This is a genomic window from Marinobacter changyiensis (assembly GCF_009193265.1).
Lineage (GTDB): Bacteria > Pseudomonadota > Gammaproteobacteria > Pseudomonadales > Oleiphilaceae > Marinobacter > Marinobacter changyiensis.
In genome coordinates this window covers 87,380-109,019 of record NZ_VZZZ01000005.1, presented here as the reverse complement: position 1 = coordinate 109,019, position 21,640 = coordinate 87,380, and the positions used below count along the sequence as shown (strand labels likewise).

Genomic DNA, 21,640 nt, shown 5'->3' with positions numbered 1-21,640 from the left:
GAGCCGTCCAAAAACGGCACGGGTGTCGGCGGGAATCAGCGGGTTTCATACCTCTGGCTTGCAACGGATCAGACCGTTCTGGATACTTTCGACCAGTCGGCTCATTCACCTATTGATAAAAGGACGTTACGTGCCGAAGTTTCTACACACAGCAGACTGGCAGATGGGACGCGTGTTCAGCCGGTTCGATACGGATGACGGCGCCGCTTTAGCCGAAGCCCGTTACGGGGCCATCGAGCGGTTGGCGGAACTTGCCACCGATCAAGGCTGTGACGCGGTGCTGGTCGCGGGTGACGTATTCGATGCACAGATGGTGTCGGAGCGGACGATACGACGGGTGTTTAACGCCATGGCCGGTTTCTCGGGGCCCTGGGTCTTGCTGCCTGGCAACCATGATGCCGCGCTGGTGGAAAGTGTGTGGACCCGGGCCCAGCGGCTCAGTGCCGTTCCCGCCAATGTTCTACTCGCGCTTGAGAGTGGCATCATCCCGCTGGCAGAGCAGGGCATTGCAGTTCTGGCAGCACCTCTGACCCAGCGCCATACCTACAGCGATCTGACCGAAGCTTTCGATACCATGGCAACGCCTGCAGGCCTTATCCGCGTGGGCCTGGCCCATGGCAGCGTGCAGGGCATCCTGCCGGACGAAGTGGACGCCACCAACCCGATCGCGCCAGACCGTGTCGAGCGGGCAAACCTGGATTACCTCGCCCTGGGCGACTGGCACGGGGCGAAAGAAGTCAATGAGCGCACCTGGTACAGCGGCACGCCTGAGCCGGAGCGGTTCCGCAATAATGACGCAGGCTATGCGCTGATCGTGGAGATCGCGGAGCCGGGTGCACGTCCTGAAGTGACCTGGCATGACACCGCAAAATACCGCTGGCATCAGTGGCGGGAGCAGCTTTCAGTGGCATCCGATCTCGACGCATTACTGAAGCGCCTGGAGAACCTGCCAGAGACTTCCGTGATCGATTGCCGGCTGGAGGGCACAATCACTCTGGCGGACGACCAGCGCCTGACAGAAGCGCTGTCTGTCGCTGAAGCAAAATATCGGAGCGTGTCCTGCGATCGCGCCGGGCTGCAGCTGGAACCCACCGATGAGGATATTGCCGCCCTCCATGCGGACGGGTATCTGGGTGAAGCGATCAAGGAACTGAGAGCCCTGCAAAGCGGCGAAAGCCAGACGGAGGCCCGTGATGCTCTGGGGATCCTGGCCCGGCTTCTGAAAGCGAGAAGCTCCCCGGGGAGTGCCGAACAAGCGTCTGCTGCTGCCGGGTATGGCACAGCGGCCGGGGGGGCCGGACGATGAAATTGCAACGTGTCCGCATTGAGGATCTCCGGCAGTTCAGAGCCAGCCTGACCCTGGATAACCTGCAGCCGGGCCTCAATCTTGTGCACGGTCCCAACGAATCCGGCAAGAGCACTCTGGTGCGGGCCATCCGCGCCGCCTTCTTCGAGCGTTATCGCTCCAGCGCGGTTGAGGACCTGCGCCCCTGGGGCGACTCCGGCGCGGCACCCACGGTCGAGATATCTTTCGAGCATGGTCAGCAACAGTGGCAACTGACCAAACAGTTTCTGCAACGCAAACGCTGTGACCTCCAGATCGGCTCGGATAGCTTCAGCGGGGAAGAGGCCGAGGAGAAACTGGCCGATCTGCTGGGCTACCAGTTCGCCAAAAAAGGCGCCAGCAAAGCCGAACACTGGGGTATCCCCGGCCTGCTGTGGGTGGAGCAAGGCACCGGGCAGGATATTGAACTGGCCGTGGGCAACGCCAGTGAGCATTTACAGTCTGCTTTGAACAACCTGGTAGGCGAGGTAGCCAGCAGTGGTGGCGACGAGGTGATCCAGTCCGTCGAACAGCAACGCGCAGAATTGCTTACCACCACCGGTAAACCCCGGGGCGATTACGTGCAACTGGACCGGGACCGGCAACAGCTGGAAACCCGCCTGGTTGAACTTGATGAGCGCATTGAGCGCTACCAGTCCCTGGTGGACCGGCTGGGAATCCTGCGGGAAGCCCACAATAAGGCGGAACGGGAACGCCCCTGGGACGGGGCCCGCGACAACCTGAAACTCGCTGAAACCCGTTTCCGGGAAATCGAGACCCTGCAGCAACAGCAACAACGGGACCATGAAGCGCTCAACAGCGTTCATCAGAGACTCGAGCTGTTGATGCGCAGCAGAGAACAGTTCGACGATCAGCGCCGAAAACTCGACCAACGACAAGCCGTCTTTCAAAGCGCCGAACGTGCCCTACAGCAGCAACAGGCTCAGGCCCCGGTGCTGAATGGCGCCGTTGAAGACGCCCGCAAACAGTATGAAGCTGCCAGACAGATGGTGGATAAAGCTCGCCTGCATGACCATCGCCAGCGCTTGCAGCGGGATCTGACCCAGCTTGAGAATGACCTCAGGGCACTGGAAGCCGGTGTGGCCAAAGCCACCGATTACCAGACCCGACTCGACCAGGCCCGGCAGGCCAAACAGCAGAACCTGATCGACAAGGCTGGCGTGGAACAGCTGCAGAAAACCCGACGTGCCCTGGAAGAGGAAACCATCCGCTCAGAAAGCATTGCCACCCGCCTGAGCTGGCAGTTGGAGCCGGGCAAAATCCTGCAACTGAACGGAAAGCCGGTGGAAGGGCAGGGCACAGAACGGCTGCTGGATGATAGTACGCTGGCGATTCCCGGCATAGGAACCCTGGGCATCATGCCCGGCGGTGAGGATTTAGGGCGGGTGCGCCGTCAGATAGAACGCCTGGAAAAAGACCTGCAGGATCAGCTCGCAGGCCTGAGCGTTCAATCGTCGGTGGCAGCAGAAAAGCGGCTGGCCCGATATCAGGACGCGAGCATCCAGGTCGAACGACTGGACGAGTTGCTCAAGTCCGTTGCACCGGGCGGGATTGACCGGCTTAAAAGCCGACAGACAGAGGTAAACGAGGAGCTCGCTGAGCGACGCAAGGACTGGCAGGCTATCCTGGAAGCGGGAGCGGATGAGGCGCCAAAAACCCTGGCCGCGGCGGAGGCAGATCTTGCCGCTGCCGAGCAACGACTGAACGATGCGGAACAGGCTTTCCGTCAGCATGAAACCGGCGTCCTGAAAACCAGCCATGCCTGCGAAAGCGCAAAGCGGGAGTGGGAAGAGCTAAGGGCCGAGCTCAACGGCCCGGAGCGTCAACAACAACAAGACGAACTGGACCGCGACATAACCGAAGAACAAAAACGCCAGCAGGCGCTGGAAACTACCATGACGCAGCGTAAGGCCTCCATCGACGAGGCGCGTCCGGAGCTGTTACAGCAGGACATGACCCGGCTAAAGGCCACCATCGACCAACTGGAAAAAGCCCATAATAGCCGTGCCCTGGAAATCCACGAACTGTGTGGGCGCCTGGAAGCCTGGGGTGCCGAAGGCCTGGAGGAGCAGCGCAACGAACTGGCGGCGGAGCTGGAGCACGTGAACCGGCGCTACAACGAACTGCATCGCCGCGCCCGGGCGCTGGATCTGTTGCTCGACCTGCTGCAAACCAGGCGGCAGGCGCTGACAAAACGCCTCCAGGCGCCCCTGCAGAAACATCTGGACCATTACCTTAGCGTGCTCTTCCCCCAGGCTCGGCTGGAAGTGAACGAACAGCTGATTCCCGGTACCTTCACCCGAGGCAACGAACTGGGTCAGGTCACCGAACTCAGCTTCGGCGCCCGGGAACAAATGGGCCTCATCAGCCGCCTGGCCTACGCCGACCTGCTCCAGGAAGCCGGCAGGCCAACCCTGGTAATTCTGGATGACACCCTGGTTCACAGCGATTCCAGCCGCCTGGTCGGCATGAAGCGGATCCTCTTCGACGCTTCCCAGCGGCACCAGATTCTGTTGTTCACCTGCCACCCGGATAACTGGCGGGATCTGGGGGTTGAGGCTAGAGATCTGGAAGCGTTGAAGACAAAGGCAGCGACATCTGCGGCGCCAGGTCAGAAGTGAACAGCAAGAATTAGCTGCTATTCAAACTCAAGAGGATGCAAAAGCCTCAGATTTTTACTTTCATCTGGACCATATCTGATGACGGCATACCAACCATTTCATCGGTACCTGTTGGCGGTATCAATTCTGTTGAAGCCGGATGGTATCGTTTGAAGTATTCCTTTACACCCGACGCGGCGGTGAACAGTACCGGGCTGTCGCTTTCATCGGTAAGAAGATAGGTGGTGGGGTCGGAGCCTGCAAAAGCAAAGCGCGCTAGGTAATAACGTCCTTCCATGGAAACAATTTCAAGTTTATCGATTCCGGTTTTGTGGGACAATTTGAGGCTTTTCTCAGACATGTGCATGTGGACTCTCCTCTTTTTAATACATACGGGACCGCCTGAGAGGAGGATCAATGCACCCATGCATTTCTGCCTGTACCAACCTGCGTGACGCTGGTGTCGGTTACGGGGAATATCCGGGACAGCTTACTTACCGAATCCTGAAGGTTTGAAATGAATACACCACCCGATGCTCGTAATTCATTAAAGACGGCAACCAAACTACGATGGCCCCAGGTTTTGCTCATCGTGCTGGCAACCATGGTGCTCACCGCAGGGCTCAGCTATTGGCTGCTGAGTAATTATCTTTTTCTGACAGAGTTTGAACCTGTCGAATTGAATACCCGTGAGCAACAGGTACTGGATAGAAAACTGAGTGCGGTTGGTCTGGATATGCAGGGTGAGGGCGCCAGCCCTGCGCTGGAACCGGAACCCTACAGTGAGGTGGGGGCGTCCCGGGAGGTGCGTTTCAATGAGCGGGAGCTCAACGCCATGCTGGCGACAAATACCGATCTGGCGCAGAAACTGGCGATCGATTTATCGGATGATCTGGTCAGTGCCAAATGGTTAGTGCCGCTGGAAGAGGATTTCCCCGTAATGGGAGGCAAGACCGTGCGAATCAACGCAGGGATGGAGTTTGCCTACCGTAACGGTCAGCCTGTTGTGGTGCTAAAAGGTGTCAGTCTGATGGGGGTGCCGATTCCGAATGCCTGGCTGGGCAATCTGAAAAACGTCGATCTGATCCGGGAGTTCGGTGGCGACAGCGGGTTCTGGCAAAGTTTCTCCGACGGCGTCGAACACATTCAGGTCCGGGATGGGTTGCTGGTTATCAAACTCAGGGAGTAGTGAACTTGCCGCCAGCAAACTCCGCTGGCGCACGGAATCCTGCCCCCCCCATTATCCTTTGATAATTGCGCAAACCTGAGTGTGGTCAGATCGATAATGTAACGCCGTCCTGTTGGTTGGTGCCTTGTGCTGATGGTATTCAGTCGGCTCAAAGCTCCTTGCGCCAACGTTTCACCCGCACCTGTTTTTTAATTGCTTCAATAATTTCATCGATCAAACGGATCAGTTCTTCGTTCTCCATCTCTTCTGCCTCCCGGTGTTCCGGGTCGGGTAAGAATACGGTCACGATATCTTCGATAAAGGCGTGATTCCGGGTCGAGGCCAGGTCGTCCAGGATCTGGTGGATCACGTCTGCCACGATGTCGCCCACAGCTTCTTCCAGAGCCTCCTGAATGGTCGACCCTACTACCGGCAGGAAGCGCAGCCGGGAGAGTTCGGTGTTCTGTTTCAGGGCATTGTCGACCCGGTTCTCAAGGTAGCTGCGCAGGGCCCCGCGATTGGGTACGTAACCTTCTTCGGCGGCCTGGGCGACGCGGGCGGATATCCAGTCAGAGATCATTTCCCGGCGGGGATAGAGAATGTCGTTCTGGATCCGGTCAAACAGTGGCGAACCCTGGTTGATTTCGTTCTGGGCGCCGGACAGCACCTTGATCACAATGCGGTCCGAGAGCTCCTCCATAAAGGCTTCGTAGTAAAAATTGAAAAACTGGAACGTCCGGGTTTTGGTGACATCGATAATGTTGTATTTGTGCAGCCGGTAGACGATGGAAATAACCCGCAGCACCCGCAAGAAGCGGAAGCCACCGGTGGGGATGCAGCCCGCCAGATCGTACCAGTGAATGAACGGGTAGAAATACCAGCGGTCATAGACCTTCGTTCCGACCGAATAGGCCCAGCGCACAGCGAACTCGGTGAGGAATATGCTGACGAAGACAAGATCGTAGAAGATGAAGTTTATATGGATCGGGTGGTAGACCTCTTTGAAGCCTCCGGCGTGAGCTTCGAGGAATTTCTGGATGGCCTCAAAATTGTAAATGGAATCAAAGATGATCAGCGCAAGATTGAAAATCAGCAGCCCAAGCATCAGGAAATCGATAATGAGCCATACCATCTGATGGCTCGACTTCAGATTTGCACGATTGATGGTGAACATCCAGGGCCTTTTTTTGGTTCTGCGGGTTGACGAATCAGCTGGCTTTTCAGAGCTCTAGCCTAGCTCATTTCCGCTCCGCAGACGACTTGTCCGGCAATCTTCGAGCAACGCCCGGTTTTTTAGAGCAGCCCCGGGCGAACCGGCCACGAGGAAAACTTGCCATGGATTAACCTGGTCGGTTACCGGTAAACTCACACGGTGTTTATAACGGAGTCCCTAACGGTCCGCGTTCTTGATGATGATCTGCTGGTGTTTTTTTCGTTGCAATTTTTGGTTGCCCGGCGTCTTTTGGCTCTGTTTTCCCATCATGGCGTGGGGGCAGGTTGAGGTGCGTATTGAGGGTGACTTCCCCGCGTTACAGCAAAACGCCGAGGCGTTTATTGGTGAGGTCGAGGGACGCAGCGCCAGCAACCTCCGGCGCTACGCCTCGACGGCTACTGAACAGGTTCGCCAGGCGCTGCGGGCTCTGGGTTACTACCGCCCCCAGATCGACTGGCAGGTAATTGACGACGAGCTACCACGGCTTGAGTTGACGGTGAAGCCGGGAGAGCCGGTGCGGATCACTTCGAGTAATATCCGTATCCTCGGCCCCGCCGCGGACGATAAAGAATTCGGAGCGTTGCAGACCACGCGCCTGCGAGAGGGCGAGATACTCAATCACTCTTATTACAGTAGCCTAAAATCCAGCATTCAGAATCGGGCCTTACGGCTCGGCTACTTTGAGGGTGCGTACACCGAACAGAAGTTACGGGTGGATCCCGATGAAGGTACCGTCACTATCGAGCTGATCTACGAGAGCGGCCCCCGCTATCGTCTTGGCAACGTCCGCTTTGAGGAAGGCCACGGTTTCGAGGAACAGTTACTTCAGCGGTTTGTGGTTTTCGAGCCCGGAGTCCCCTATCACGCCGATAAACTCGCCAGGCTGAACGGTGATTTGTCCAACAGCGGTTATTTCTCCCAGGTATTGGTGGATGCCCGGCCTGATGCTGCAGCCGAGCGTGAAATTCCGGTGGTGGTTCGCCTGACCCGCCGTGACCCGCGCTCTGTGGCCGCCGGCCTTGGTTTCTCAACGGATGTCGGGCCGCGCTTCCGGGGCACCTGGACCGAGCACTGGACCAATCCGATGGGGCATCGCCGGGGTGCGGAAACCGAACTTTCGGCGCCGCGGCAAAGCCTGAGCACCTGGTATGAGTTACCCCTGGACCCGCCGATGACCGATTCGATTCGATTGACTGCGGGCTACCAGCGGGAAGATATCGAAGATGTGGAATCCGAGCTTTTGACCTTTGGCCAGCAATGGCAACATGCGCTTGATGACGGTTGGACGCGAATTCTGTCCGTGCGTTGGGAGGGGGAACGGTTCAAAATTGGTGAGGACGAAAGGGAAACCAGCAAGCTCCTGTTACCCGGTGTCGGTTTTTCCAAGCTCAGCGCGGATTCTCCGCTCGATCCTTCCCGTGGCTACCGGCTTCAGGTTGATGTCACCGGAGCTAACAGAAACCTGTTTTCGGACACGGATATTTTGCAGGTTATTGGATTGGCTCGGGGGCTTATTACCGTGGGGAACGGCCACCGGTTTTTGGGCAGGCTACAAGTCGGAGGTATCGCTACCAACCAGTTTTCGGATGTGCCGCCGTCCCTTCGGTTTTTCGCCGGTGGGGACCAGAGTGTGCGGGGGTATGGCTACCAAACCCTTTCTCCGGAAGATGGCAATGGCGCCACTATCGGTGGTCGGTATCTGATTGTGGCGGGGGCTGAGTACCAGTTTCCGTTGTCAGACAGCTGGCGGCTGGCGGCCTTTGTTGATGAAGGAAACTCGGTGGATAATCTGAGCGATCCGCTGGCCACCGGCGTAGGCGTCGGGATTCGCTGGATCAGCCCGGTCGGACCGATCCGGTTCGATATTGCCAAGGGCCTGGACGAGGAGCTTGGCGGTGACTGGCGGCTGCACTTTTCAATGGGGCCGGAATTATGAGCCGGAAACGTGTGATTGTGCGAAGGCTATTGATAGCACTGGCCATTATCATCCTGGTGCCGCTGTTGCTGGGAGCGGCGGTGTTACTGGCGCTGCGCTCGGAAGCGGGCACGGCCTGGGTCATTGAGCAAGTACCCGGGTTGGAGGTGGACGCCGGGCAAGGCTCGCTGCTCGGGGTCTGGCAGGCGGATTCCTTGCGATGGCAGGGCTACGGCGTTCAGCTGGTGCTGACGACCCCCCATATCGATTGGTCTCCCGGCTGCCTGTGGCGCAAAACCTTGTGTCTCGATACCCTGCGGGTGAGTAACATTGAGCTGGTAACCCAGCCCGGAGAAGACACCGAAGACTCCTCTGCCATTACTCTCCCGACGGTGATCCTGCCGGTCAATCTGGACATTGGTGATATCGACCTCGGACCGTTCAGGCTCAATGACGGGCTGATCTGGGATACCCTGACCCTGAGCGCCGAAGCTGCCGGTGCAGACTTCAATATCGAAGAACTTTATGTGCGCCGGGACACGCTGGAGGTCACTGTATCGGGGCGCATCGATACCCGTGGTGACTGGCCAGTTGCGCTGAGTGTGGAGACCAGCCTGCCGCCACCGTCGGGCGAGAATTGGGCAGTGGATCTGGCACTCAGTGGTAATGTCCGCGACTTGCTCTTGCGGGGTCAGAGTCGGGGCTATCTCAATGCCCGGTTTGACGGCGAGGTTGCGCCTTTGAATCCCGACCTGCCGGCACGGCTGAAGCTCAGGGCCGACGAGTTCCTCACACTCGATAACTTACCTCCGACCCTGACCCTGAAAAACTGGCGACTGGCCCTGGCAGGCAGTCTTGCCAATGGTTTCATGATTGATACCTCCGCGCGGCTACCCGGCGCCCGGGGCGATGTTGAGCTGGCTCTGAAGGGGCGAGTAACAACGGAACAAGCGACCGGCCTGTCACTGACCCTGACAGCACCCTACCACCGCAAAGGGCAAATCAGTGAGCTTGCGGTGACGGGGTCGGTAAACTGGTCTGGGCTACTGGAGGCGACGGCGGACGTTGGCCTCAAGCATTTCCCCTGGTACGACCTGATACCCGATATGGCGGCCCTGCCGGTTACCCTGAACACCCTGGAGGCCCAAGGAACCTATACCGATGGCGCCTACGAGGCCAACCTGTCAGCGGGGGTCGGTGGCCCTCTTGGCGACACTTCATTGCAGGCTGATGTGAAAGGAGACCTGGAGCGGGTTCAGATCAATAACCTGATAGTGGATACCGGGGCGGGTGGTGTCAAAGGGGACGCAGACATTGCGTTTGCCGACCAGATCGCCTGGGATGCCGGGCTCGAGCTGGATCGACTCAATCCCGGTTTCTGGGTGCCAGAGCTGGAGGCCAGTCTGAGTGGGCCGGTTTCAACAGCGGGTCGACTGGACGAGCAGGGGTTTCCCGAGGCCAGGGCGGCCGTCGATATCTCGGGTACCTGGCAAGCTAATGACACCCGTATCCTGGGCGAGTTGGAATCCGCCAATCAACAGTGGCAAGTCAGAGATCTCGAGCTCAGGGTGGGGGAGAATATTGTCGAGGGCTCCGGTAGCTGGGCGGATTCGTTAACCGCGAGCGTCAATCTCGACCTGCCACGGTTGGGGGCGTTCATGCCGGGTTTGTCGGGGGCCTTGAAGGGCAGTATCGAAGCCTCAGGACAGCTGGATAATCCAGCTGGCACCGTTCAGCTCGAAGGCTCGGAGCTGGCATGGCAGGAACTGGTGACCGTTGATTCCCTGGCCCTGAACGGACAGCTGCAAGAGGGCCTTGCAATCAAAGGGGACGCCAGCGTCCGGGGCCTTGAAGCAGGCGGACAGACTGTTTCAGAGCTGGACTTAGGGGTAACCGGGACACTGGAGGATCATGAGGTTCGCATTCAGGCAATTACTGACGACCTGACGGCAAGTCTGGGCTTCGCCGGAGGCTGGCAGGAAGGCTGGGACGGCATGCTGGCATCAGCCCGTTTCGAGCTGTTGGAGCAGAACCAGACCTGGACGCTCGCAGACCCCGCCACCCTTGTTTATCAGCCGAGCGGTGAGCTCCTGCTGGGCCAGCACTGCTTTGAATGGCAGACAAGTTCCCTGTGTGCCGCCGAACAGGTGCTGATGCCAATGCCCGAGCTGAACTACCAGATCAGCCGCTTTCCGACGTCTGCCCTTGCCACGCTGATGCCGGAAGGACTGCGCTGGGATGCTGAAATCAATGGCGATGTTGTGTTGGCCATGGAAGAGACCGGTCCGGATGGTCGTATCAATCTGAATGCGGGGCCGGGCATGGTAGAGGTGTTAGCAGGTGAGGAGTGGCAGCCGCTGCCATACGACGAGCTGACCACCTCGCTTGTGCTCAAGCCTGATAGTGCAAAGCTTGCGCTATCGCTGGCTGGCCCTGGCCTTGGTGGCTTAACCCTGGATATGGTTCTGGACCCGTCACAGGAAACACTTCCGGTTGAAGGTCGATATAGTCTCAACGATCTGGATGTTTCTCTGGCAGGTGCCTTTATTGAAATCGAGGAAATTGCCGGTGAACTGAACGGTGAAGGGCGTATCGAAGGGCCGCTGATGAACCCGGAAGTATTCGGCGAGCTGATTTTGAGCCGTGGTCGCATACTGGATCCCACGCTACCGCTTCCTTTGGAAGATATCGTGTTGAGCATGGAGCTGGCCGGGCGTGAAGCCATTATTGAAGGCCGCTGGCGGAGCAGCGAGCGCAGTCGGGGTGAGCTGAGCGGTGGTGTCGACTGGTCAGGCTCTCCCATCGTTGAATTGAGGATAACCGGGGATCGCCTGCCCTTCAGCTATGAGCCATTCGCGCGGCTTGAAATGAATCCCGATATTACTCTCGCCTATGGGGATGGTGATCTCAGTGTGACCGGACAGGTGGATATCCCGCGGGGAACCATTAAAATCCGTGAATTGCCTGAGCAGGCGGTGTCGGTATCCGATGATGAGGTCATCGTTGGCGAAGAAGTGAAAGAGCCGGCCCTGCGAACACTGAATATGGACGTTACGGTCAATGTCGGTGAAGACCGGGTCAGTTTTGAAGGCTTCGGGGTAACGGGTGACCTGGCGGGCTCTCTGGCGATCGGTAATAACCTCGATACCCGTGGTGCTTTGCAGCTTAACGAAGGCAATTACGAGGCTTACGGCCAGAAGCTGGAATTGCGGCGGGCGCGCCTGGTGTTTGCCGGGCCGGTGTCGGAACCCTATCTGGACATTGAGGCCGTCCGTGTCGTGGATAACGTGACCGCGGGCCTCCGGCTCAGTGGCCCGGTCTCCGAGCCCCGAACAGAAGTATTTTCCGAGCCGGCCATGCCCCAGAGTGAGGCGCTTGCGTATCTGGTATTCGGGCGGCCACTACGAAACAGCGGTGAGCAGGGCCAGGTTAGTCAGGCGGCATTGTCCATGGGGCTTGCCCAGACCAGCGGGTTTACCCGGAGCCTGGGCGAGGAAGTGGGTATACAGAATTTTGTTCTGGAAACCGAGGGCTCTGGCGACTCATCGGCCGTCGTGGCAAGCGGGTATCTGACGGAAGACTTGAGTATCCGTTATGGCGTCGGCGTGTTTGAACCGGTGACCAAAGTGGCTCTGCGTTATGATCTGGGCCGCTATTTCTACCTGGAGGCCGCGAGCGGTCTTGCAGCCTCTCTGGATCTCTTCTATACCCGGGATTTCTGATCCATCAGTCCAGCTCGAAGGTGGCGCTGACGCTGGTCTGGATTTCCCTGGGGCCGACTTCGGAGACCGCGCTTTTATCACTCCGGGCTTCGGCCATCATCATCGGCATTGGGCGCCCGCCGCCATTGACGTTAATGGTTTTGATGTCGCCGCAGGTTTTGTCCAGCTCTCCGGCGACAAAGGCGCACCGTTTCCTGGCATCGGCAATGGCCCGGCCAAGAGCCTGCTGATGCAGGCCGCTCTCGTCAGAATGGAAGAACTGATGGGCTCCGAGATGATATTCCATACCAAGTTTCTGAGCAGCAGCAATCAGGGGATTCAGCAGGGCCAGATCTTTTATTACGAAGCTGACCGACTGGGAGGCTACGGCCCGCTGTTCGGGCTCTTCATTGCGCTCGCTGACCGGCAGGTTACGGGTATAGAGCGTCAGGCTGGCGTCGTTGTAGTCATCCAGTTGCGCACGATAATCACGCACTGCGTTGTTCCAGGCTGCTATCTTCTCGTTGACGGCTTCAGTGGCTTTTTTTGTGCTCTCATGCTCGGCTGCAGCCGTAAACTGCAGCCGGGCGCTGTCTGGCGTATACTTTACCGAACCTTCTCCGGTGAGACTGACTTCGCCGGCCAGCAGGGTGACGGGGAGCGCAAGTGCGACGGCGCCCAACAGGGTTGCGAAGCGGCCTGTAAGATTACGGGGCATATATAATTCTCCATGCTATTACATGATAAGCAGGTAAGGCTGACAGCCAGAGAGCGGGATATTCTGTTCCGCCTGACTGGCTCCGACCCTTCCTATGTGACTACCCGAAGCCAGCTGAAAACCTGGGTTGACCGGCATTTACAGGCACTGCCTCAAGACGCCGAAGACATTCAGCAGATTAAAGCGGTGCTTCGTCGTCACCTGCCAGTCTAGCGCGCTTCCGCGCAAGGGCGGCATCGACAAAACATCGGAACAGCCGCCGGTGCAGGGGATGATACAGCAGGTACTCCGGATGCCATTGCACACCCATCAGCCATTGTCCTTCTGTATCCTCGATAGCCTGGACGAACAAATCGTTATCCACCGCCACCACCCGTAATTGGTGCCCGAGTTGCTTTATGGTCTGGCTGTGGATTCGGTTGGCGCCAATGCTGGGCCCTCTTATGATATTGCCGATGCGGCTGTCCTGCACCACGCGAACCGTTTGGAGCGGCAGCAGGAGCGGTCGATGTCGCGTATTGACGCGCAGGGGCGTGACGTTCTGACAAAGCGAACCCTTGCGATAAATATTGATCAGCTGGGCGCCCCGACAAATGCCCAGAACCGGCAGCCCAAGCTGCTCTGCCTTCTCGAGCAGCCCCATATCGGTGGTGTCGCGACGGTTGTCATAACGGGCCTTTATCTCGGGTTCCTGACCGTATCGCTCCGGATGCACATGGGTACCGCCGGACAACACAAGCCCGTCCAGCAGGTTAACGTCAATTTTGGAGCCGGGCCTGATATAGACCGTTCTGGCACCGTGAATCCGTAATCCGAAACTGATCAATCGATGACTGAGGCGGATTCGTGACGGCCCGCTGATGCCAATGGTCAGCCCGGGAAGGGGATGCTCAGACATAGCCCTTCGCTTCCAGCCAGCGGTGGCAGTTATTTGTCCAGCTGCTGGTCAGATTATGAAAACTGAGTTTACGACTGTCACGATAAAGCCCCGCCAGTTCTTTCAGGTCCGCTGCGTTGGCCACTAGCTGCTCGAGTACAACCCAGTCATTCCAGACGGTTGAAAAGTGCCATTCCGGATTGTCGATATCACAGTCCGGCAAGCGGTAGTGCAGGGTTGGGCGAGACTTGATACGGCGATCTTCCACATGCTTCCTGAGCAGTTCATCGTCCAGGTATGAAAACAGGGGCAGCAAGTCCAGTGCCCGGTTACGGGTCGGGTTGGTGCGCAGGTAATCTTCCATCAATTGTCGCTGGTCTGGCTCGTAGTCGTCTTTCAGCAACAGATCAATGTAGTCACTGTCCCAAGGCTCGATATAGCTGGTGAACTTGCGGCTGAGGTCGAGCTGGTGTCGCGATTTGAGCCAGTCATAAAGTGTGGCAAAGGCACGGAAGTAATTCACCAGGGTGGCTGGTTTGAGATCCGGCAGTTCCGGATTCAATTGCAGACCGAAGGCATAGACGATCGCTTCTCGACTGCCCAGTGCGCCCGCTTCACGAAGTTCGTTGCAGAGTGTCTCGATGGCCTCCAGCCTGGTGAAAGGAATCGGCGGGCTCACAATTTCGAGCGGTACGATTCTCTCCGCGGCGGCGTCGATGATGTCCATGGCGTGGCCCCCAAGCTCGCGAATAGACTCCGGCAGGCGCTGGTCCTTCAGGTCCATCTCCTTTATAGGGTCAGAATCCAGCTCGATAAGGAACTCCCCCAGAGGGGTTGTCACCGAGCTGACGTAGCGGGAGGTCTGCCTTGCCTCGCCATCCAGTAATCGGGCAGTCAGCGCTACGAGTTTCTCATAGCTGAGGCCAGAGATCTCGACTTCCACACCGACCCTGCGTTCCTTGTTATCGGACGTTCGCAGAATGTCGGGCATGTGACAGCTGCCTTTGGACGTCATCGTGATCTCCTTGAAAAGTAAAAATGCACACTACCATAATCCCAAGCGTCAGTACTCCGCTACCCGTGTAGGAGCGGTTTCAACCGCGATAGAGTGCCCGGATAACTCCAGAATTCGCGACTGAAGTCGCTCCTACAACTACCTGGCCCGGTAGGAGCGGTTTCAACCGCGATAGAGTTCCCGGATAACTCCGGAATTCGCGACTGAAGTCGCTCCTACAAACACACCCGTAGAGGGGCCAATATTGGCCTGTTACCGGCCGGAGCAGTGACATTGGCGTAATCGCTGTTCGCAATGGTTGACCCGAAAACCTTCTCTTTCAAGCGTAATACCGGATGCTCGCAGGTTTTCGACTGATCAGGCATCAGTAGATACCGGATGGTCAATTATGTATCGGGTTCAGGTGCTGGCTTTACACTGGATGAAACACTGTATATATTGAGTTTACTGTATATAAAAACAGGGTCCGATATGATGAAGCTCACAGCACGGCAGTCCCAGGTTCTGGGCATTATAAAACGTTATCTCGACGAAACCGGATATCCGCCTACCCGCGCCGAAATTGCCGCTGAGCTGGGATTTCGTTCTGCCAATGCCGCTGAAGAGCATTTGCGAGCCCTCGCCCGGAAGGGCGCTATTGAAATGGTACCCGGCGCCAGCCGTGGTATCAGGTTGCCGGAGTCGGAAGCCGATCTGGGGTTGCCGGTGATTGGCCAGGTGGCGGCGGGTAGTCCGATTCTCGCGCAAGAACACATTGAGGATCACTGTACCTTACAGGCGAACTTTTTCTCGCCGTCGGCTGATTATCTGCTGAGGGTTCGAGGCATGAGTATGAAAGATATTGGCATACTCGATGGCGACCTGCTGGCGGTTCACAGCACGCAAGATGTTCATAATGGTCAGATCGTCGTGGCGCGTGTCGGTGAAGAGGTGACGGTGAAACGCTATCGTCGCGAGGGTACCAAAGTGATGTTGATGGCAGAAAACGAAGAGTTTGAACCGATTGTGGTCGATCTCGGCGAACAGGAATTCTTCATTGAAGGTCTTGGTGTCGGTGTTATCCGGCGCTCCGATATGCACTGATGCGGCGTGAGCGGCTTACCACTGCGAGTGGGTTTCTCAGCTAACAAAAAGACTTTGACGTTGTGCTGCCGAAAGGCGAGTGAGGGTTAACATGGAACAACTCAGTTTTAATCAGAACCTGTCATATGGCCAGGGCGCTCCAGGTAGAGCTGGTTTGACTTCGGAGCCAAGAATTATAGGGTCCGTAACGGTCGGGGCTGCCAAAATGCGGCAGGACACTCCAGTTGGTCCCAGGCCCGCAGTAACTCCCAAGCCCAGAACTGCGACGGAGCAGGGCAGCGGCAACGTGACGGAGATTATTCTACCGGCCGGTCAGGTGGAGAACTTTCAGTTGTTGTTACCGATGCTGACCCAACTCAACCAGGAGCGGCGCTGGTTGGCATGGATTGATCCACCCCAGGCTCTGGTGAGCAAATGGCAGACCATGCACGGTATCATCACTGGTGAAATTCTGGTGCTGCGTTCATCCGACGACTATCCAGCGCTTGAACTGGCCGAGCGAGCCCTCAGCGCTGGCACTTGTCACGCAGTGGTGATGTGGACCAGTAAGCTCGGGCTTGCATCGCTGGAGTCTCTTCAGCAAGCATCAGCCAGGGGGCGGAGCCATGGGGTAGTCCTGAGGCAGCGTTAAGCTCCCCCAAGCACCCAAATTAATGCAGCGTGTATGAGCGTTGGCTCGGGGTGTGGTCGTTATCGTCCTCATCCCAGTCAAGGTCATGTCCGACCGTTCCAACGGCCTCTATACCAGCAGCAATCATGGCTTTCGCAACTGACATTTCTTTATCTTCCATCATTTCCTTGGCTTCAGCCGAAAACGAGATGCGCACCAATGGCGCTGCATCATCGTCAATACGCCTCAGGGCGTAGTCACCGTCGGTTAACTGAATAATCTCAAAAAAAGAAGCCGACATTTCTCAAACCTTTGGTCAATTGAGCCTTATGGCTCATATATGAATTGCTTTGTATGGCGCCCTGCGCCTGGTTTCATCACCACTCTTCATGCCTTTCCGCCAGGATGGTCAGGTATTGCCTCATGGCAGCGATTGAGTCTGCCAGCAACGCTGCACTCCGGTCGGGGCCGGTATCGATGGCAACGGCAATAATATTGTCTTCTGAAATGGTTTTCTTCTTACCCGGCGGTTTGCCCTGGCTCAATTCCATCTGGTCCAGATAATCCCACCAGCTCCCTGGCTTCTTGGCGATGGCCAGCAGTTGAACCGACTCGGGCGCATCTGTACCTATAAGCGCTTTTAACTCATCCAGAGATTCCGGCTGGGCGGATTTGTGCTGATAATACCGGGCGATCATCAGCAACAGGCATTTCCGGGCCCTGAGAGAAAGCTCGATCGCACCTTGAAGTGTCGCCTCCACAGTGCCCCGGTCGGGAGCTTGTTGTGAAATCTTTATAAGTGTTTCAGCCAAAAACAATTTCTGTGAGGTCAGTGTGTACCATTCGGAACTCATGGCGGATCCCGTTTTAAAAACAACTGTTAGTTTATCAGATTCCGCAAATAAATTCCCCTCGAATTACCACCGCTGCGGGTGGGTTTTCTTTCGTCAAAACAGTGTCATAACAACTGAAAACAAAATAAATGTTGTGCCATATTTTGTTTTCAGGCAATAAGCCACGCGGAATATCACATTCATAGGCACCTATCTTTCTTCCAGATTTTGCAGGTCGAAGGCCCTGGGGAAGCAGATCGCCGGATAATGGTTAAGTTGGTGCCACAAGGAGGAAGATGTAATGCGCATTTGCTTTTTTGCAGCTATGGCGACGTTGTCGTTAATGCTCGGTGGTGTGGCGCTGGCCAAGGTTAGTGTGACTGAGGCCGCAAGGCTCGGTTCAGACTTGACTCCGATTGGTGCGACCCGGGCCGGTAACGACGCCGGCACCATACCGGCGTGGACAGGCGGGTTATCGACGCCGCCGGCGGGCTGGCAGCGCGGCAAAATTGAAACCAATCCGTTTTCTGATGACAAGCCGCTGTTTTTCATAAACCAGGCAAACCTGGGGTTATACCGCGATAAGCTGACCGACGGGCATCTGGCGATGTTGCGGCAATATGGTCCGGACCTTGTGATGCCGGTGTATCAGACTCGCAGAACTGCTGCGTTCCCAGAGGCCGTTTATGAGAAGTCCCGCGCCAATGCGGTGAATGCCGAGCTTCTCGAGAATGGCAATGGCGTAACCAAAACGATTATGACCAGTCCATTCCCGATTCCCCGGAACGGGCTTGAGGCAGTTTGGAACCACATCTTGCGCTACCGCGGTGAACAAGTGTCTTTTCGCTCTGCCTTTGCCACGCCTACCCGTGAGGGATCCTTTAACCCGATTCTGACCGAGTACGGTTACTATTTTGCGTACAGCGAACCGGATACCGAGTTGGCGGACATTGATAACAAGATTTTCTATCTGAAAACACGGATCATGGCGCCCTCGATTCTTGCCGGCACCATCAACCTGGTTCACGAGACGCTGGATCAGGTTCGCTCTCCACGGCTGGCCTGGCGGTACGAGTCCGGCTCTCGTCGGTTGCGGCGTTCACCGAATCTGGCCTACGAGACAGATCTTCCAAACAGTTCTTCCATGCGTTCAGTCGATCAGAAAGATCTCTACAACGGAGCTCCCAATCAGTATGAATGGGAGCTCAAAGGTAAAAAAGAAATCTATGTCCCTTACAATGCCTACAAATTGCACCAGCCTGAAGCCACGGGTGAGAAAATCGTTAAGCCCCGGCATATTAATCCGGAGTTAACCCGTTACGAATTGCACCGGGTATGGGTTGTCGAGGCGACGTTGCGAACCGGGCTGAGGCATATCTATGGCAAGCGGGTTTTCTACATGGATGAAGACAGCTGGCAGATAGTGGCAACCGAAGAATATGATAATGAGGGAAAGCTGTGGCGCGTATCCGAAGCCCACAATATTTCCTATTATACGGAGCCGGTGTTCTGGACAACCATTGAAGTCACTTATGACCTTAAAGCAGAGCGCTACTTCATTGACGGATTGGATGACGGCCAGGGACCTTACGATTTCAACCCCGGCTTCCGCTCGGGTGAGTTCACGGCATCGTCGGTACGCCGGGATGCAGGTAGCTGAACCGCAGGTAGCCGACGTGCATGGTATGACTTGTGGAAAAAAGTCCCGAGTCGTTTATGACCGGGGCTTTTCAGCTTCAGGCCCTCAAGAACCAGCGGTGTCAGAGTCAGTTACTCGGCTGTCGCCGGTTCTGAGGCGCGATTTCATCCCGCAGCGCCAACGCAATCTGGTCAGCCATGACCGGAGTGGCGAGATCTTCCCTGACAGACGCCCAAGCGATCATGGTCGTGGAACCTGTAAGCATGCCCTTTACCGGCCTTAAGCTGAGACTTTGAGCATATTTCGCCCAGTGCAGCGTTATTGGCTTTTCCTGATAGACGTCGCCGTAAATGATGGGTCGTTTGACCAGCGGGTACCATAATTCTGGCCCCAGCCGTTCCGGGATGTAGTGAAGCCGGCGAGCGAATCCGCAAGTACTCCACCATATCATTACGATCGGGTTCACCATGGACCAATACATCAAGCCCCAGTTTTCTGGCATCTGGATGCTCTGCCTGCGCTGGCTTGGGGAGAGTTGGACCTGGTCGTCACTTCGGACCCGCAACCGATTGCCGGTTTGGTTTATGAGCCACTTTTCTGTTTTGAAATTCTTTTGGCGCTGCGGGAGTATACCGAATCCGGTTTGCTGGCAGCCCGTCCACTTGGGGCAGGCGGGGTCTGGTCAAACCTGTATGCGGCTGTGCGTCATGATAACTATTCAGCGCCGCACGTGCGGGCATTTCTCGCCACCTTGCGGGAAATCTCGTTCAGGACACTCAACGGCATACGGGAAATACAGGCGCAGGACTAAAGCCGCTATACTATTGATAAACCCCGCCGAACTCTGATGGAGCCGCTGGGTTTGCTGAGCAACATCACAGAATGTCCGAAACAGGCAGAGGCTTATGACGCAGGCACTTGAACAGCTGGATACGCTTATTGATGGCCTTCGCCACGCTGTTGTCACTGAAAATTGGACGGCGCTTGCGAGTCTCAATGACAGTGTCCGGCCACAACTGGAATCAGTGATGGATGAGCTTGAGGCGGGTGGGGTCAGTCCCACTCTGGTCCAGGAGCGCCTGGAAGAGTTGCGTGGGTTATGCGACGAAGGCGAAGCGGGTGCCAGGAAGGCAAAGGCAAATATCCTGCAGTCCCTGAAAGAAGTCGCCAGCAGCCGTAAAGCTGCGCGGAGTTATCAGGACGTATCGGTTCGTGGTGGCGAATAACAAAAAGTAATTTAAATCAGACAGTTTTCCGCGATTTTGTCCATCTTTTGCAATTTGTCGTAAATATGTGTCATTAAATTGACTCTCATCGCCATAGCGTCTTAAATACCGCACTGGCCCGTTTCATGAACTTTGGGTAACGGCTGTGTGGCGTAAGATCTGACTTCCGAGAGCTTTTATTTTCCGTAGCTCCATCCAGACTAAAGAGATCCAGAAGAATGCTGAATAACAACCAAGTGCTTGTCCTGAGCCGAGATGCAGTGCGGGCTCGGGACATCGAAACTATTCTGGAATTTATTGGGGAAGAGGGCGTATTTTCCGGTGATGCCGCCGAAGCGATGATACGGGACGCGGACAAGGAGCAGATGGCGTCGTTGCAGGTGGCTATACTTGACGGTCAGGATACAGACGTTCGCGAGCGGATTGCGTCAGTGTGTGCCGCCGAAAAAGGATTGCCAATCCTGCTGATTGGCGATCCCAATCTGAAAGGCCTGTCCGAAGAAGACGTTGAGCGGGTTATTGCCCGTCTGGACTGGCCTTTCAACTACACCAAGTTTATCGATTCACTCTATCGCGCCCAGGTTTTTCGTGATCAGTACGCGCGCTCCCGGGATCAGGGGCAGCAGCGGGGGCAGCAACGAGGAGTGCAGCTATTCCGAAGCCTCGTCGGCACCAGCCGCAGCGTCCAGCACGTTCGGCAGTTGATGGAGCAGGTGGCGGACAAGGACGTCAGCGTCATGATTACCGGGGAATCCGGTACCGGCAAAGAAGTTGTCGCCCGTAACCTTCACTATCACTCAGCACGACGGGGCCGACCGTTTGTGCCGGTAAACTGCGGCGCGATACCCGCGGAACTGTTGGAGAGTGAGCTTTTCGGTCATGAGAAGGGTGCCTTCACGGGTGCGATTACTGCCCGGGTCGGTCGTTTTGAGCTCGCTGAAGGCGGCACCCTGTTTCTGGACGAAATTGGCGATATGCCGCTCAATATGCAGGTCAAGATTCTCCGGGTGCTGCAGGAGAAAACGTACGAACGAGTGGGAAGTAACCGCACCCAGACGGCAGATGTGCGGGTGATCGCAGCCACCCACAAGCATCTTGAAGAAATGATCGTCAGTGGCGAGTTCCGGGAGGACCTGTACTACCGTCTTAACGTTTTTCCGATCGAAATGCCCGCTCTGCGGGAGCGGGTTGAGGATATTCCGCTATTGATCAATGAACTGATTTCGCGGATGGAAAAAGAAAAGCGCGGCTCCATTCGAATGAACTCAGCCTGCATCATGAATCTCTGTCGCCACGACTGGCCCGGAAACGTAAGGGAGCTGGCCAACCTTGTTGAACGCTTGGCCATCATGCACCCCTACGGTGTTGTTGGTGTTCAGGAGTTGCCCAAGAAGTTCCGTTATGTGGATGACATCGATGAGAACCGCCCGGTCGACGATATCGGTATGCCGTCGATGGCACCGGGCCTGATTGGTCTGGATGCCCCGGCCCTGCTGCCGGTAAACGGTATCGACTTGAAGGATTATTTGGGCAATCTGGAAAAACAGCTGATTCAACAGGCACTGGATGAAGCAGGCGGAGTCGTTGCGCGCGCAGCCGAGAAGCTTCGTATCCGGCGCACAACGTTGGTGGAAAAAGTCCGCAAGTACGGTCTGCGGGAAGATGAATCGGAAGATGCCTGATCCGACAGAAAACCG

The 21,640-nt window shown here is 56.6% G+C and carries 20 protein-coding genes; 12 read left to right on the top strand and 8 right to left on the bottom strand.

Annotation, left to right across the window (positions count from 1 at the left end; all coding sequences use genetic code 11):
• Positions 1–130 precede the first annotated feature (130 nt).
• Both F6Y09_RS13965 and F6Y09_RS13960 read left to right on the top strand, forming a co-directional pair.
• Positions 131–1,306: a metallophosphoesterase family protein gene (locus F6Y09_RS13965; RefSeq protein WP_152207553.1), complete on the top strand. Its 1,176-nt coding sequence runs from the start codon at positions 131–133 to the stop codon at positions 1,304–1,306.
• Positions 1,303–3,966, top strand: a complete 2,664-nt coding sequence (locus F6Y09_RS13960) for an AAA family ATPase (RefSeq protein WP_152207552.1) — start codon at positions 1,303–1,305, stop codon at positions 3,964–3,966. Before F6Y09_RS13965 ends, F6Y09_RS13960 begins: the two co-directional genes overlap by 4 nt.
• 46 nt (positions 3,967–4,012) lie before the next feature.
• Here the strand turns inward: F6Y09_RS13960 and F6Y09_RS13955 are convergent, their stop codons facing one another.
• Complete coding sequence (locus F6Y09_RS13955) at positions 4,013–4,312, bottom strand: DUF6482 family protein (RefSeq protein WP_152207551.1); 300 nt, start codon at positions 4,310–4,312, stop codon at positions 4,013–4,015.
• Positions 4,313–4,462: 150 nt separating this feature from the next.
• On the opposite strand from F6Y09_RS13955, the gene F6Y09_RS13950 reads away from it, so the two are divergent.
• Positions 4,463–5,134 (top strand): arginine N-succinyltransferase, encoded by a 672-nt coding sequence (locus F6Y09_RS13950; protein WP_152207550.1) that lies wholly within the window; start codon positions 4,463–4,465, stop codon positions 5,132–5,134.
• Between the two features lie 148 nt (positions 5,135–5,282).
• On the opposite strand, the gene F6Y09_RS13945 is transcribed toward F6Y09_RS13950, so the two are convergent.
• Positions 5,283–6,287: a hypothetical protein gene (locus F6Y09_RS13945; RefSeq protein WP_152207549.1), complete on the bottom strand. Its 1,005-nt coding sequence runs from the start codon at positions 6,285–6,287 to the stop codon at positions 5,283–5,285.
• Positions 6,288–6,594: 307 nt separating this feature from the next.
• Here F6Y09_RS13945 and F6Y09_RS13940 point away from each other — a divergent pair, with 307 nt between their 5' ends.
• Positions 6,595–8,262: an autotransporter assembly complex protein TamA gene (locus tag F6Y09_RS13940; RefSeq protein ID WP_246180543.1), complete on the top strand. Its 1,668-nt coding sequence runs from the start codon at positions 6,595–6,597 to the stop codon at positions 8,260–8,262.
• Positions 8,259–11,963 carry a translocation/assembly module TamB domain-containing protein gene (locus F6Y09_RS13935; protein WP_246180542.1) on the top strand — a complete coding sequence of 1,235 codons (3,705 nt, stop codon included), beginning with the start codon at positions 8,259–8,261 and terminating at the stop codon, positions 11,961–11,963. Before F6Y09_RS13940 ends, F6Y09_RS13935 begins: the two co-directional genes overlap by 4 nt.
• Before the next feature lie 4 nt (positions 11,964–11,967).
• Here the strand turns inward: F6Y09_RS13935 and F6Y09_RS13930 are convergent, their stop codons facing one another.
• The gene (locus F6Y09_RS13930; protein ID WP_152207548.1) at positions 11,968–12,660 is read right to left on the bottom strand and encodes an SIMPL domain-containing protein; all 693 of its coding nucleotides are present in this window, start codon (positions 12,658–12,660) and stop codon (positions 11,968–11,970) included.
• A 12-nt stretch (positions 12,661–12,672) separates the two neighbouring features.
• Here F6Y09_RS13930 and F6Y09_RS13925 point away from each other — a divergent pair, with 12 nt between their 5' ends.
• Complete coding sequence (locus F6Y09_RS13925; RefSeq protein ID WP_152207547.1) at positions 12,673–12,873, top strand: hypothetical protein; 201 nt, start codon at positions 12,673–12,675, stop codon at positions 12,871–12,873.
• On the opposite strand, the gene F6Y09_RS13920 is transcribed toward F6Y09_RS13925, so the two are convergent.
• Positions 12,839–13,558: a gamma-glutamyl-gamma-aminobutyrate hydrolase family protein gene (locus F6Y09_RS13920; protein WP_152207546.1), complete on the bottom strand. Its 720-nt coding sequence runs from the start codon at positions 13,556–13,558 to the stop codon at positions 12,839–12,841. The two genes, F6Y09_RS13925 and F6Y09_RS13920, sit on opposite strands and share 35 nt — an antisense overlap.
• The gene (locus F6Y09_RS13915; RefSeq protein WP_152207545.1) at positions 13,551–14,552 is read right to left on the bottom strand and encodes an amidoligase family protein; all 1,002 of its coding nucleotides are present in this window, start codon (positions 14,550–14,552) and stop codon (positions 13,551–13,553) included. Before F6Y09_RS13915 ends, F6Y09_RS13920 begins: the two co-directional genes overlap by 8 nt.
• Before the next feature lie 471 nt (positions 14,553–15,023).
• Here F6Y09_RS13915 and lexA point away from each other — a divergent pair, with 471 nt between their 5' ends.
• Positions 15,024–15,635, top strand: coding sequence for a transcriptional repressor LexA (gene lexA, locus F6Y09_RS13910; RefSeq protein WP_179959424.1), 612 nt, complete (start codon positions 15,024–15,026; stop codon positions 15,633–15,635).
• 91 nt (positions 15,636–15,726) lie between these two features.
• A complete protein-coding gene (locus tag F6Y09_RS13905; protein WP_152207544.1) occupies positions 15,727–16,266 on the top strand; it encodes a cell division inhibitor SulA in 540 nt (179 codons plus the stop codon).
• 19 nt (positions 16,267–16,285) lie between these two features.
• Here F6Y09_RS13905 and F6Y09_RS13900 read toward each other — a convergent pair whose 3' ends face one another.
• Together F6Y09_RS13900 and F6Y09_RS13895 are read right to left on the bottom strand one after the other, a co-directional pair.
• Positions 16,286–16,546 (bottom strand): hypothetical protein, encoded by a 261-nt coding sequence (locus F6Y09_RS13900; protein ID WP_152207543.1) that lies wholly within the window; start codon positions 16,544–16,546, stop codon positions 16,286–16,288.
• A gap of 76 nt (positions 16,547–16,622) precedes the next feature.
• Complete coding sequence (locus F6Y09_RS13895) at positions 16,623–17,099, bottom strand: DUF6586 family protein (RefSeq protein WP_152207542.1); 477 nt, start codon at positions 17,097–17,099, stop codon at positions 16,623–16,625.
• 280 nt (positions 17,100–17,379) lie between these two features.
• Between F6Y09_RS13895 and F6Y09_RS13890 the strand changes: the two genes are divergently transcribed.
• On the top strand, positions 17,380–18,738 hold the full coding sequence (locus tag F6Y09_RS13890) for a DUF1329 domain-containing protein (protein WP_152207541.1): 1,359 nt from the start codon (positions 17,380–17,382) through the stop codon (positions 18,736–18,738).
• Positions 18,739–18,844: 106 nt separating this feature from the next.
• Here F6Y09_RS13890 and F6Y09_RS13885 read toward each other — a convergent pair whose 3' ends face one another.
• Positions 18,845–19,168: a hypothetical protein gene (locus tag F6Y09_RS13885; RefSeq protein WP_218944172.1), complete on the bottom strand. Its 324-nt coding sequence runs from the start codon at positions 19,166–19,168 to the stop codon at positions 18,845–18,847.
• Between the two features lie 84 nt (positions 19,169–19,252).
• On the opposite strand from F6Y09_RS13885, the gene F6Y09_RS13880 reads away from it, so the two are divergent.
• From F6Y09_RS13880 to F6Y09_RS13870, 3 genes are all read left to right on the top strand, one after another.
• Positions 19,253–19,528 carry a type 2 periplasmic-binding domain-containing protein gene (locus F6Y09_RS13880; protein WP_152207540.1) on the top strand — a complete coding sequence of 92 codons (276 nt, stop codon included), beginning with the start codon at positions 19,253–19,255 and terminating at the stop codon, positions 19,526–19,528.
• Between the two features lie 94 nt (positions 19,529–19,622).
• Entirely contained in the window at positions 19,623–19,943 is a 321-nt protein-coding gene (locus tag F6Y09_RS13875; RefSeq protein ID WP_152207539.1) for an SOS cell division inhibitor, read from the top strand.
• Positions 19,944–20,161: 218 nt separating this feature from the next.
• A complete protein-coding gene (locus F6Y09_RS13870) occupies positions 20,162–21,625 on the top strand; it encodes a sigma-54 dependent transcriptional regulator (protein ID WP_152207538.1) in 1,464 nt (487 codons plus the stop codon).
• Positions 21,626–21,640 lie beyond the last annotated feature (15 nt).